The sequence below is a fragment of the Desulfovibrio sp. X2 genome (assembly GCF_000422205.1).
Taxonomy (GTDB): Bacteria; Desulfobacterota; Desulfovibrionia; order Desulfovibrionales; family Desulfovibrionaceae; genus Alkalidesulfovibrio.
The window spans coordinates 134,316-147,231 of sequence record NZ_ATHV01000065.1; the positions used below are offsets into that span (position 1 = coordinate 134,316).

8 protein-coding genes are annotated in these 12,916 nt (G+C 63.9%); 5 read left to right on the forward strand and 3 right to left on the reverse strand.

The features are described from left to right. Nucleotides 1–17 precede the first annotated feature (17 nt). Entirely contained in the window at nucleotides 18–1,016 is a 999-nt protein-coding gene (locus tag DSX2_RS16295; protein ID WP_020882099.1) for an ATP-NAD kinase family protein, read from the forward strand. A 58-nt stretch (nucleotides 1,017–1,074) separates the two neighbouring features. Continuing rightward, nucleotides 1,075–1,383: a DUF6506 family protein gene (locus tag DSX2_RS16300; protein WP_020882100.1), complete on the forward strand. Its 309-nt coding sequence runs from the start codon at nucleotides 1,075–1,077 to the stop codon at nucleotides 1,381–1,383. A gap of 113 nt (nucleotides 1,384–1,496) precedes the next feature. Here the strand turns inward: DSX2_RS16300 and DSX2_RS16305 are convergent, their stop codons facing one another. From DSX2_RS16305 to DSX2_RS16315, 3 genes are all read right to left on the reverse strand, one after another. Continuing rightward, a complete protein-coding gene (locus tag DSX2_RS16305; protein ID WP_020882101.1) occupies nucleotides 1,497–1,886 on the reverse strand; it encodes a PaaI family thioesterase in 390 nt (129 codons plus the stop codon). Between the two features lie 99 nt (nucleotides 1,887–1,985). Then, nucleotides 1,986–2,312: a carboxymuconolactone decarboxylase family protein gene (locus tag DSX2_RS16310; RefSeq protein ID WP_020882102.1), complete on the reverse strand. Its 327-nt coding sequence runs from the start codon at nucleotides 2,310–2,312 to the stop codon at nucleotides 1,986–1,988. 214 nt (nucleotides 2,313–2,526) lie between these two features. Next, nucleotides 2,527–3,537, reverse strand: a complete 1,011-nt coding sequence (locus DSX2_RS16315; RefSeq protein ID WP_020882103.1) for a lipoate--protein ligase — start codon at nucleotides 3,535–3,537, stop codon at nucleotides 2,527–2,529. A 2,318-nt stretch (nucleotides 3,538–5,855) separates the two neighbouring features. Between DSX2_RS16315 and DSX2_RS16325 the strand changes: the two genes are divergently transcribed. The 3 genes from DSX2_RS16325 to DSX2_RS17805 all read left to right on the forward strand — a co-directional run bounded on the left by DSX2_RS16325 (nucleotide 5,856) and on the right by DSX2_RS17805 (nucleotide 12,916). Further along, nucleotides 5,856–8,540 carry a bi-domain-containing oxidoreductase gene (locus tag DSX2_RS16325; RefSeq protein ID WP_020882104.1) on the forward strand — a complete coding sequence of 895 codons (2,685 nt, stop codon included), beginning with the start codon at nucleotides 5,856–5,858 and terminating at the stop codon, nucleotides 8,538–8,540. A gap of 237 nt (nucleotides 8,541–8,777) precedes the next feature. After that, nucleotides 8,778–11,024: a methyltransferase domain-containing protein gene (locus DSX2_RS17800; RefSeq protein ID WP_052014821.1), complete on the forward strand. Its 2,247-nt coding sequence runs from the start codon at nucleotides 8,778–8,780 to the stop codon at nucleotides 11,022–11,024. A 116-nt stretch (nucleotides 11,025–11,140) separates the two neighbouring features. Further along, nucleotides 11,141–12,916 carry an ABC transporter ATP-binding protein gene (locus DSX2_RS17805; protein WP_020882106.1) on the forward strand — a complete coding sequence of 592 codons (1,776 nt, stop codon included), beginning with the start codon at nucleotides 11,141–11,143 and terminating at the stop codon, nucleotides 12,914–12,916.

The window sequence follows — 12,916 nt, forward strand, 5'->3', positions numbered from 1 at the left end:
ACAGGCGAGGAGCACAGGTGAGCATCGTCGGCATCCTGGCCAATCCGGCCTCCGGCAAGGACATACGCCGCCTGGTGGCGCACGGCAGCGTCTTCGACAACCAGGAGAAGGTGCGCATGGTGCGCCGCCTCATCCTCGGGCTCGAGCGCGGCGGGGCCTCGCGCGTCGTCTACATGCCGGACTCATACGCCACCGTCCCCCGCGCCCTGAACGCCATCTCACCGTCCATCCCCGTGGAGCCGATCGAGATGCCCATGCGGGGCAACCAGCAGGACACCACCACGGCCGCGGGCATCATGGAGACCCTGGGCGTGGGCTGCATGGTGGTTCTGGGCGGCGACGGCACGAGCCGCGCGGCCTGCAAGGGCACGGTCGAGATTCCCATCCTGCCCCTGTCCACGGGGACCAACAACGTCTTTCCGTTCATGGGCGAGGCCACGGTGGCGGGGCTCGCGGCAGGCATCGTGGCAGGCGGCACCCTGCCGCGCGAGGCCTGCTGCACGCGGGCGTGCATGTTCGACATCCTGCGCGGCAAGAACCTCTCGGAGATGGAGCCCGCGGACATCGCGCTGGTGGACGCCGCGGTCTACGACGACGTCTTCCTGGCCTCGCGGGCCGTGTGGCACATGGAGAAGGTGCCCCAGCTCTTCCTGACCCGCTGCAGCGCCTCGGCCATCGGGCTCTCGGCCATCGGCGGGCAGCTGCGCAGCATCCGGCCCGAGGAGCCGCTGGGGCTCGCGCTCGCGCTCGGCGAACCGGCCCGGACCACGGTCACGGCGGCCATCGCCCCGGGCATGTTCGCCGAGGTCGCGGTGCGCGAAATACGCGAAATGCGGCCGGGCGAGGTGCACCCCGTCTCCGTCTCGCCCGGGCTCATCGCCGTGGACGGCGAGCGCGAGGTGGAGATCCACCGCGGCGAGCGCGCCGCCGTGCGGCTGAACACGCACGGCCCGCTGGTCGTGGACGTGGGTCGGGTCATGGCCCTGGCCCGGGAGATGGAGATTTTCTGCAGATGACGTACCCTGACGGCGCGCGCCGTGCGCAAGCGCAGGACGGCCGCGCAAGGAGGAGATCATGGCTACACCGCTGAAGGCCGCCTTCATCTTCATCGCGCCGGGCGGCGACCCGGCGAAACACAGGAACTGGGTCAGGACGGAGCAGGTCGAGCTGCTGGCCGTGGCCGTGGGCAGCTACGACCAGGCCGAGGCCCTGGCCAGGGAGCTCGTCGCCGAGGAGGGCATCGCGGCCATCGAGCTGTGCGGCGGCTTCGGGGCCGCGGGCACGGCGCGCGTGGCCGCCGCCGTGAAGGTGCCCGTGGGCGTGGTGCGCTTCGACGTGCACCCGGGCCTGGGCAATGCCAGCGGCGACACGCTCTTCGGCTGATCCGGAGCCGACGCGAAGCCGATAGAAAAGCTCATCGCCCGAAAGCCGGGCGGCCGCTCCCCGGGGGAGCCTGCCGCCCGGTCGGGTGTGAGAGCGTAGATTTCCCGGGGGAGCTAGGCTCCGGCCAGGACGTGGCGCTCGGGCACGAAGCAGGTGAACGTGCCCGTGAACACGAGCGCGTCCTCGCAGAAGACCTCCACCTTGACGAGATGCTTCTTCCCGTCCGGAGTCTGGTCCTCGGCCCGGGCAAGGAGCGCGGCGCCCGCGCGGGTGGGCTTCAGGAACCTGACCTCCGCGCCGCCGAGCACCACGTTGGGGTGGTTCACGGCGAGCATGGCGGCGTAGTCCGCCAGGCCGAAGACGAATCCGCCGTGCACGAGGCCGCTCGCGTCCGCGGCCATGCGCTCGGAGCTTTCGAGCCGCACCTCGCTGCGCCCCTCCTCCACCAGGATCGGGGTTCCGCACAGCGACTGGTCGATCTTCTCATGGGTTCTGACAGGCATGCATACCTCTGTCGGCGCTCGGCCCTTGCGGGCCCCGGCCGGTTGGGGTTCCGGGGCGGCGAAACGACGGCCGTCCCCGGAACCTTACCAACGCCGCCGTCAGTCGAAAAGGTCCTCGAGCTCCTCGAAAACGTAGTTCATGTACATCATCTTCGGCGAGCCGCCCATGGAGATGGCCAGCATGGCGGCCTGCATGATCTCTTCCTTGGTGGCGCCGTTGGAGGCCGCGCCCTGGACGTGGATCGAGATGCACATCTCGCACTGCGACATCATGGCGCAGGCCACGTGGATGAGTTCCTGCGTCTTGTGGTTGATGGGGCCGAACTGGCTGATCTCCTTGGTGAAGGCGAGATAGTTGGGAAAGACGTTGCCGGCCTGCTGCTGCATCTTGGCGAGCGTGCTGGCCGCTTTTTCCGCTGCATCCATGGTTTCTACTCCCGAGGTTAGGCGTTGATCACTGCCTTTCCTTGAAAGCAAGGGGCATGCCGCGCGGAAGATTTTCAAATCGGCAGTCTTTCAAGCATGTTGCAGGGTCGCAACGGACCATGGCGAAAAAGGCGACTGTCCTGGAAGAGAACATTGGCCGGGAATCGAACACTTCGCGGCCGGGCCGCCCTGGCGCCGGAAACGGACCACCCGGCTAGAACAGGCAGTCCAGGAACGCGGACAGGGGCACGCCGCGCAGGTAGTCGTCGAGCGGCACCTCGGCCAGGTGTCCGTCCAGGCGCTCGGCCAGGGCCTGCCTGTCGTGGCGGCAGCCGGTGAGCAGGGCCTCGAGCCCGGCCACGTCGCGCACGCCGAAGTAGTCGCCGAACAGGCGGATGCGGCGGATCGTCCCCGCCTCCACGTCCATGTGCACCTCCACCACGCCCCCCGGGGTACGGGTGCTGCGCGTGAAGCCGTAGTCCGGGGAAGAGCCGTAGTTCCACTCCCAGGTGCGGTACTTGCGCCCGGCCAGCTCCTCGATGGCCCGCATCTCCTCCTCGGCGAGCACGGTGCGGCCCTGCCCGTTGTCCGCGACAGTACCCGCGACATTCCCCGACACGTTGTCCATCAGGCGGTCCATGAAGGTCCGCACGTCCATGGGCTCCGGCAGGTGGCTCGCGATGTTGGTCACGCGCTTGGCGACGCTCTTGACCGCCTTGTCGCGGTACTTCGCCGGGTCCACGCGCAGGGCGCCGGAGATGTCCGCGATCTCCGAGGCGAAGAGCAGCGTGCCGTGGTGCAGCACCCTGTTCCCCGCGATGTGCTGGGCGTTGCCCGAGAACTTGCGGCCCCCGATGACCAGGTCGTTGCGGCCGTCGAAGGCGCAGTCCACGCCCATGGCGCGCAGGGCCTCCATGACCGGCGTGGTGAAGCGCAGGAAGTCGAGACCCTCGGTCCCGCGGTTCAGAGCGATGAAGGTGAAGTTGACGTTGCCCAGGTCGTGGAACACGGCGCCGCCCCCGGTGAGTCGCCTGATCACGGGAATGTTCCGCTTGCGCACGAAGGCCTCGTCGATCTGGGACAGGGTGTTCTGGTTCCGGCCGACGATGACCGCGGACGCGTTGCGCCAGAGCATGAAAACCTCGCTATCGCTCTCGGAGAGCAGCCACTCCTCGGCGGCGAGGTTGAAGCCCGGGTCTGTCGACGGATTGAGGATGTAGCGCATGAAGTCCTCCAGCGTCGGTCCTTATGCAAGAACAGCCCCATTCGCGCACGGAGAGGTCTATCCGATCTTCACCAGGCCGCGGCGGCTGCCCGCTGACGCGATGGGAAAAGTCGCACCGCTTCCGGTGCGTTGGAGGTGGACGAGCGCTGCGCCGACGGGCCCGCGCGGGTAAGCATGGCCATGCGCTGCGGACAAAGCGCCTCTTTTCAGGCTGCCGCGGCGCTCGGCAGCGCTCTGCAGGGTGATACGGGCAGATTCCCAACGCCAAGAGGGATACTCTGCTCGCCGCTGGCGTCACCCGCGCCTCGTGAAGCGCGGTCTCCACGTTCTCGACCGTCAGGCCCCGGCGCGGCACGGTCGGGGCGGCGCTGGAGCATCGCATCGTTCACGCAGAGGCAAGGGGCAGGGATGCGGCTTTGTTTTTCAGGGACATCACTTTCCCCCCCACCATACCACGCCTCGTCATGTCTTTCAGGCCCTGCCGGGCAACCGTGCACTCGGTGCCAGTCTCGACGGACGCCAGCCGTCAGGAACGAGCGGCCTTGGCATGTGCTCAGCTTCGTTGCACCCCGCCGGCATTTTCCTGCAGCGCCCGGTTCGTTCCAGAATTCCCTGTCCGAAGACCCGGTCGATACGGATGCCCTTCCGGCCACCTACCCACTGCTTTCGTGTGGGACTCCGTGTGTGAATCCGCTTCGGAAAACGGCCACGCCTGACAGAAAAAATCCTGGGCTGGCAAGGCATAATCACAATAAATCCGACAAGAATCGCAGCACCTGCGAAGAACGGGAGCTCGGGGTGTTCCTTTTTTGAAAAACACCATCTGCCGCGTTGCTGCGAAAAGCTCAACCCCTAGCTCATGTCAAAATACGCTTCGGACTTGAGCGTTTCCTGCACTTTACAGCTGACGCTTTTTTAGCGACCTGGAAAACGGTGCCCCCTCCCCCAAAACTTTCTGATGCCGCTTCGCGGAGGCCTGTCGGGCGAGACGGTAGGTCGTTCTGTCCGTATATCAGGGCTGTAGTGTCTGCAGACGTTGTCCACAGCCAGCCCGATCCGGCTCATGGGTGCCTGTTTTTCCTGTAATGCTATGTGATTTAAAAGATAGTTGCATCCTTGGAGCCAGCGAGGCAACTCGCTGGCTCTTTGCTGAGAATGCTCAAAGGTTTTGGTGTAAGCCCCTTCCCTCAGCACGTCTGTGCTGGTCATGCGGGTCATCTACGGGCTGTTCAGCGCGTTCCCCGATGCCCTGACTGACGCCGCCCGCATTGCCAAGGCATAGGCCGCCGGGTCCGGCGAAGACGGCGGATTCGCGGACGCGACAGATCGGCCGTGCCATTCCCCGTGTCCGAAATATGTCCGCTCGGCTTTTTGCGCCATGCCAACCTATTGATATCATTCACCGCATGCACACGATGCACGGCATGCACAAATGGGGGTCACGGCGAGAAAAAGTCTTTTATTTCAGGTTAGTTGCCATAAAAAATCCCTTGAAAACCAGGTGAATGGCATTCAAGAGGCCAAGAGTTCAATTCTCTTCAGCTCCACCATCTACGAACGGAACGACGCCTGGTCAGCAAAGCTGGCCGGGCGTTTTTCGTTTGTGAAGCTCTCGCGTCTGGCGGGGCGTCTCTGGAGGCGAAACCTTTCTTTATATGCGCTGCCTCTCGGCTGAACGCATGAATGCAGTCCGCCCTTCGCTTCTTGCAGGCACCCTGCGCAGTTTCGCTGTCGCCCATCGTGTAAACTGCCTCGGTGTGCGCATGCGGCTGATGGCGCACACACCTCCCGTCTGGCTTCCCCATATCGTCGCATGTCGCGTGGAATGCACCTTCCCGCGCACCTCTACCTGCGCGAGCCCATCCTGGACGTTTTCCCGCCTGAGCCGACCAAATCATCCGGACGCAACGCCCCCGCATCCGCCGAGGATTCAACCCGCGAAGGGTAGTTGCGCCCGCCGCGCCGTCGCCGCCGCGGACACGCGCTGACGAGGCAGGCAGCTCTCTTGTCCGGCCGGCTACTATGCATGCGTGCGGGATGTACCTCGTTCACGATCTGTCGCCGTCCTCCCGCCGATGGTCGCCCGAACACAACTTCAAAAGTACCATGCCAAGGAACGATGATCGTCGGGGCGGATATTCGTCCTCGCCGCTTTTTCTGCCTGAAACATGTCACAGAAAAGAGTGGCGATGTTACAGGGATCTTGATAGTCCTAAAAAATTGAGAGCACGCCATGCTCGGCAGAAAATTTTTCCATCCATCTCGGATACTTAGTACACATTGGAAGTTATCAACATATTGCCGTAATTTCATGAGCTATGAAACAGATCATCTGTAATAGTGCGGGAGCGCTCATTGCCCGCATGCCCAGACCCGTTGCCCAGCACGGCCAGGTCTTGGTGCACGTGCGCTATTCCATGGTCAGCGTCGGCACGGAGTTGGCGTCGCTTAGGCCCGCTCCGCACCCGACACTGTCGGTCCGTGACCAAGTCAAGAATGCGACGAGCCTCGCCAGCCATTATCTGGGAAAGGCCATCCGCCATCCGGACAAAGCGTTGCGCAAGATGAAGAGCATCGCCGAGCGCCAGCTTCACCGTGCCCGCGAGCGGCTGCATCCTCCAGCCGAGGCGCGCCGTCCCGCTCCGGACAGCATGGCCTGGGTCGCCAACAACGCGCGAAGCTTCGAAAATGCCTCGGGTCGCTTGGCAATGCGCTTGACCTCGGACACAAGCGAATTCGGCTACCAGGCGACACTCGGGCCGGTGACCATCCCCGAGGGTTTCTGGCCGCTCGTCCAACTGCGGGGCACTCTTCGCGGCGGAGAGGTCGGCATGGGCATCACGGACGGAGTGGGCTCGGCCTGGCTGACCACCAAGACCTACCCCCAGGGAACATTCTCCGACGAGTTGGCCTGTCCGGCGGCCACTGGCTCCTTCAAGCTCATCGTGAGCAATGTCGGCAGCCGGGCGAGCGTGGAGCTCGACCTCGACGAGGTGGAGATATCCTTCCTGCCCCGCGACGACGCGAACCGCTATCATGCGGACACGGACGACACCGGTTGGAACGTCGGCTATTCCGCGGCCGGCGAGGTGGTGGCCTGCGGCCTCGGCGTGACGGGATTCGCAGTGGGCGACGTTGTTGCCTGCTGCGGAGCAGGCATCGCCAACCATGCGGAATACATAAGCGTCCCCCAGAATCTCGCCTGCCGCCTGCCCGCTGGCTGCGCGCTCCGCGAAGCCGCCACCGCCACGGTCGGATCGATCGCCCTGCAGGGCGTGCGGCGCGCCGCGCCGTCACTGGGCGAGCGCATTGCGGTCATCGGGCTCGGGCTCATCGGACAGATGACGGCCCAACTGCTTACCGCGAGCGGCTGCACGGTCCTCGGCATGGACCTCGACTCCTCCCGCGTGGAGCGGGCGAAGGCCCTGGGCATGAGCGGCGGGGCAAGCAGCCCGGAGGAATTTCAGAAGCTGGTGCTTCAATCGACGTCCGGTGTCGGTCCGGACAAAGTCGTCATCACTGCGGCCACGAAATCGAACGCGCCGCTGAACCTCGCCATGCAGATCGTTCGCGAGAAGGGCACCGTGGTCATCGTGGGTGATGTCGGGCTCTGCCCCGAGCGTCCGGCATTCTACCGCAAGGAAGTCAACCTGCTCATGAGCACCTCCTACGGGGCCGGCCGCTATGACCGGAGCTACGAAGCCGAAGGACGGGACTACCCCCTGCCCTTCGCCCGCTGGACCATCAAACGGAACATGCAGGCCTTTCTGGAACAGATAGCCGCCGGTCGCCTCTCCATAGACAAGCTCATCGATCGTGAGGTCGACGTGACCCAGGCGCCCGCGGCATACAAGGAGCTGGCCGAGGCCGAAGGGCCGTTGCCGCTCGGCGTCCTGCTGCGCTATCCGTCGCAGGCCGAGGAGGACGAGCCCGTCATCACCTTGCGCGGCCACCGTCCCCTGACAGATGCGCCGGTCAAATACGCCCTGGTCGGCGCCGGCGCCTTCGGCACGTCCATGCTGGCGCCGCAAATGGCCCGACACCCGAAAATCTTCCAGCAGGCCGGCGTGGTCAGCGCGGATGCCGTCCGCGGCGGCAACTACGCCAGGGCGCAGGGCGTGCCTTATCTCGGTTCCGATCCGGCGGCCATGGCAGCCCGTGAAGACATCGATCTCCTGGTCGTGGCCACGCGCCACGACCAGCACGCCCGGACCGTTATAGCGGCCCTTGCGGCCGGCAAGCACGTCTTCGTGGAAAAACCCCTGGCCACGACCTGGGACGAACTGCGGCTCGTCGACGAGGCATGGAGGCAAAGCCGCGCCCTCGCGAACCCTCCCCTGGTCATGGTGGGCTTCAATCGCCGCTTCTCACCGGCCGTTCAGGCCCTGCAGGCGGCTCTGGCCGGCCGATCCGGGCCGCTCCAGATCCTCTATCGCCTGAACGGCGGATTCATTGCGGCGTCGCATTGGATCCAGACCTCAGAAGGCGGCGGGCGCAACATAGGCGAGGCCTGCCACATGTACGACGTCTTCCGGGCATTGAGCGGCGCGCCGGTGTGCTCCATCCAGGCCGCGGCCGTCGCTCCGAACGGAACCCGCCTGCAGAACGACAATTTTTCGGCCTGCCTGACATACGACGACGGTTCCCAATCCACGCTGACGTACACGGCGCTCGGCCCCAAGGCCGGACTGCCCAAGGAGCGCATCGAGATCTTCTGCGACGGCGAGGCCTATGTCATCGACGACTACCGGAAACTCACGCGGTGTTCGGACGGCTCGATCCTCTGGGAAGGCGACGTGGACAAGGGCCACGCCCGGGAACTCGCCCTGCTGGGAGATGCCTTGACGTCCAGCGGCGAGGCTCCCATTCCTTTCGACGAGATTGTGGAGACGACAGCGGTATCATTGCATATAGAGGATATCCTCCACGGCCGCGCCACCGCATGGGAAGACGCCACCGAGGAATGCCCCCCCGTCGATGAGGGAGAGAGGCATTTGGCATAGCGACCTGAACAGAGCAAAAGTCGACAGCCTGGGAAATTGATGTCGGTTCTAATTCGTCACTCCGTGCGCCGCATGAGGAAAGCCGGCGGTTTTTGCCTCAGGGGAACGCGTCGGCTCCTGTGCGGACTCATTCCGGAGTTGGTGCAAAGCCGCATCAGGCAGTACCGTCGGAAGCAGCGTCAGAACACGGCCAGGGCTCTGCTGAAGCGCCTGGTCTCCGAAGGAAAACCGTCTCCCGTGCCCTTCGACATGGAGAGGCAAGGAGCCCTGCGGCTGGACGCTCCCGGAGCCTACCTGCGGCTCGACTACTGGGCCAGGATCAGTTCGGGAGGCAGCTACGGCCACACCTGCTACGTGGCCCACGAGTTGAACAGGGCCCGCCCCGGCCTTACCTGCTACATGGCCCATGGCTATGATCTGCTCGCGACGCTTGGCGTGCAGCAGGAAATCGTCCCGGTGCAGCATCCCACCTGCTCGGCGCTGGATTTGCTGACCCAGGGGTTCTCCGTTCTCCCCTGGCTCGAGAGCGCCCTGACCCAAAAGCGCCCCTCCTTCATCTACGAGCGCATCGTCCTGGGCAACCCCTGCGGCGCGCTCCTCAGCAAGCGACTCCATATCCCTTACATCGTCGAGTACAACGGTTCTGAATTCGAGATGAGCCGCAGCTTCGGCTCCGGTCCCATGGAGATGGAGCAGGAGCTGCAACAGGTCGAAGACTGGGCGCTCAGGCAGGCCACGGTCATAACGGTTGTCTCGGACATCATCCGCGACGGTCTCGTCGCTCAGGGCATCCCGCCCGAACGCATCCTGGTCAACCCGAACGGGGTGGACACCGAGGCCTACCGCCCGGCGACGACGGCGGAGAAGGCGGCCGAGCGTGCGTCACTTGGTTTTTCGCCCGAGGACAGGGTGATCTGCTTTTCCGGCACTTTCGGAGGATGGCACGGCGTGGACGTCCTCGCAGCGGGCATGCCCCGGATTCTCGCCCGTTCCCCGCGCGCCCGCTTCCTGCTCATCGGTGATGGGAACTTCCGCCACCTCGTCGATGAAGCCATTGCCACGCACGGCCTGCGGGACAAAGTCACATGCACCGGCCGCGTGCCGCAGGCGGAGGGCGCGCGGCTTTACCGGGCGGCGGACATCTTCGTCTCTCCGCACTCGCGCAACATGGCCTCCACCCCCTTCTTCGGCTCACCTACCAAGCTTTTCGAATACATGGGCATGGGCGGAGGCATCGTCGCCTCCGACCTGGAACAGATCGGGCAAGTGTTGCGCCCGGCCTTCCTGCACACGGAGATCTCCGCGTCGCCAGACGTTGCCGACGAGCGGGCGGTCCTCTGTCCCCCTGGGGATGTGGCGGCATTCGTCGACGCAGTCTGCGCCCTGGCGGAAAATCCGGCGCTGAGCGAAGCCCTGGGCAGAAACGCCCGCGCAGCCGCAGCCGGGGAGTTCAGCTGGGAGCGTCATGTGACCCGCCTCTGGCGTTTCGCCGGAGGCGACGCCGACGCGTCGTGGGAACATCCCTCCCCTGCCCGGCAGCCCGCGTCGCAGGCCTCCTCCGAAGCGCCAATGTCCGCCTCTTCCGTCGATCCCGCCACGTCATCCGCGACAACCGCGACGACCGCCCCAGACACGAGGCGGACAGAGTGTCCTGGTGAAGAGGCCATGGACGGCATCGCGCGGCGGCACGCTCAGGACCAGTGGAACACCAATCCTTGCGGTGCGCTGGGGCAGGTGGATTGCGAGAGTCTCGACTATTTCCTCGCTGTGGAGCGGGCGCGCTATGCGGAGCAGGACTGGATGCGCAGCGTGGTCCCCTTTGCCGACTTCGCGGGCAAGGAGGTCCTCGAGATCGGCGTCGGCCACGGCACGGACTTGGTGCAATTCGCGGCTCATGGAGCGCATTGCCACGGCATCGACATCACCGATCGCCACATGGAACTCACGCGACGCAACTTCGCCCTACGAGGCTACGACGTGGACATCCGCAGGTCCGACGCCACGCGAATCTGCCATCCGGACGCATCGTTCGACTGCGTATACAGCTTCGGCGTCATCCACCACATTCCGGAGGCGGATACCGTCTTCGCCGAGTGCCTGCGGGTCCTCAAGCCCGGCGGGGTGCTGTTCGTGGGTATGTACAATTTCTGGTCGGTCTACCATTTCGTCTCCAAGCTCTGGTACAACGGCATCCGCCAGGGCAATCTCCGTCGACTCGGATACGACGGCCTCCTGGCGACAATCGAATCAGGAGCGGACGGCATCGACATCAAGCCCTACGTCAAACTGTACAGCCGCGCTGAACTGGCACGGAGAATCCGCAAGGCGGGTTTCCGCATCGAACTTTCAGGCGGCGCGCAACTCAAGCCCTCGCACTTTTTCGCCCCCGGTCCGTGCATTGAACGCTGCTGGCCGCTTATCAAGCGCATGGAACGGCATTGGGGATGGTATGTCTATGCCATGGGACGCAAGGACAGCCAATGAGACCCAGTCGACTTTTCCCGCGTGAGCCCGTCACGCCATTTACGATTTCCGGCAATACGCCCTGCTCATGTCCGATAGCCGCGGACGGCGTCGAGAGATGATCGAGAAGGAAGGCAATGCACCCCACTGATGTCGCCATACGCGCCGAAAACCTGAGCAAGGTGTACAAGCTCTACTCCAGCCCCTTTCAATTGCTTGTGGACAAGCTGGGCCTGGGACGTTTCCTGCGCCAAGCGCCTGGGCAGCATGCCGCCCTGAACAGCGTCAGCCTCGACATCCGTCGAGGCGAAAAAGTGGCCATCATCGGCCGCAACGGGGCCGGAAAAAGCACCTTCCTGAAGCTGGTCAGCGGGGTCAGCGAACCCAGCTCGGGCACACTGGACGTGAATGGCAAGATACACGCCCTCCTGTCCATAGGGAGCGGATTTCACCAGGATTTCACGGGGCGGCAGAACGTCTACGCCTATCTCGCCAACCAGGGTGTCGCCGGCAAGGAAGCGGACTCCATGGTCGAGGAAATCATCGAGTTCGCGGAAATCGAGGATTACATAGACCAGCCGCTTCGCACCTACTCCACGGGCATGGGCGTACGGCTCATGTTCGCCGCCTCCACGGTCGTCGTCCCGGACATCCTCATTCTCGACGAGGTGCTTGGGGTGGGCGACGCCTACTTCGCCCAGAAAAGCTATGACCGCATGCAGGACATGGCGCGAAAACAGGGCACGACACTGCTGATGGTCACCCATGACATCTACTCGGCCATCAGACTGTGCGAGCGGGTAGTCTGGATCGACCGTGGGCGGGTGATCATGGATGGCAAGTCCAAGGAGGTCGTCGCAGCATACGAAAACTCCGTGAAGCTGCAGGAGGAAGAACGACTCAGGATCAAAAGCCTGCGGAAAAAGGTTGCTCCGGCCCCCTTGTCGCCCGGAGGGACAGCGGCGACACAGGGCCCGCTGTCAGGACCCACGGTGCTCGTGGAGATCAAGCCGGGCAACGGGATGTATTTCGAAGCGCCGTTCGCGCTGTCGGAAGTAGCCCTGTTCGCCGGGGAAGAGCGCATCGCCGTCTGGGAAGCAGATGCCGCGGAGGCGGAACAGGCCCTGATCGCGGAAGGCTCGCAGTGGGGCGGGCTGGTCGAGGAGAACGGCGTGCGGGCCGTGCGGGTGAAAGACCACGGAAATATTTTCCAGAAAGCTGCACTCGCGCTTTCCTTGGAGAGCGGCTCGGTTCCCTCCGACACTCCCCTGCGCCTCGGCCTCGCGGTGACAGCCCCTCGTCCGGTCAGCATCACGACGAACCTCCGAGCGGATGGCATATTCTTGAGTTCCGTTCCCACCGAAGCGGGCAAACTTTCGGGACATCGAGAGCAGATGCTCTTCGACCTCCAACCGGATGAAGCGCAGGTCAGTGACGGGAAAAACACCGGATTTGCCGGGACTGCGGATATCGTTCTGCACGAGATCAAACTCGTGCAGAACGGACGGCAAACTCTCGTATGCGAATCAGGAGTACCCTTCGAGATTCACGCCGAATATGAAATAAAGAATCCCGACTTGGCGAAAGAATTCGAACTCCTCGTTGGCATCCATGCCGATGGGGTTCGAGAGATTTGCCGTGTCTTTGCCGGTCACCAGCGGACACCCGAGAGGAAACTGGGAAAACTGTCGATCCCGATGAGCGACATCAGCCTCGGGAACGGAGAATATTCTCTGTCTATCGCAGTAGCAAAATCGGGCTATTATGAAGACGAACGAGAGATATTTTACAGCATAAACCATGATTTGTACTGCTGCTATATTCGCCATATAAACACGACAATGATCGGGAGCAGCACTTTTCTCAAGAACCCTGTTTTGGTTTACCGTGCCAACATAATATCCGATCAATAG

Coding starts and splice junctions, on each gene's coding strand:
- DSX2_RS16300 (WP_020882100.1), top strand. CDS start 1,075: ATGGCTACACCGCTGAAGGCCGCCTTCATCTTCATCGCGCCGGGCGGC.
- DSX2_RS16305 (WP_020882101.1), bottom strand. CDS start 1,886: ATGCCTGTCAGAACCCATGAGAAGATCGACCAGTCGCTGTGCGGAACC.
- DSX2_RS16310 (WP_020882102.1), bottom strand. CDS start 2,312: ATGGATGCAGCGGAAAAAGCGGCCAGCACGCTCGCCAAGATGCAGCAG.
- DSX2_RS16315 (WP_020882103.1), bottom strand. CDS start 3,537: ATGCGCTACATCCTCAATCCGTCGACAGACCCGGGCTTCAACCTCGCC.
- DSX2_RS16325 (WP_020882104.1), top strand. CDS start 5,856: ATGAAACAGATCATCTGTAATAGTGCGGGAGCGCTCATTGCCCGCATG.
- DSX2_RS17805 (WP_020882106.1), top strand. CDS start 11,141: ATGCACCCCACTGATGTCGCCATACGCGCCGAAAACCTGAGCAAGGTG.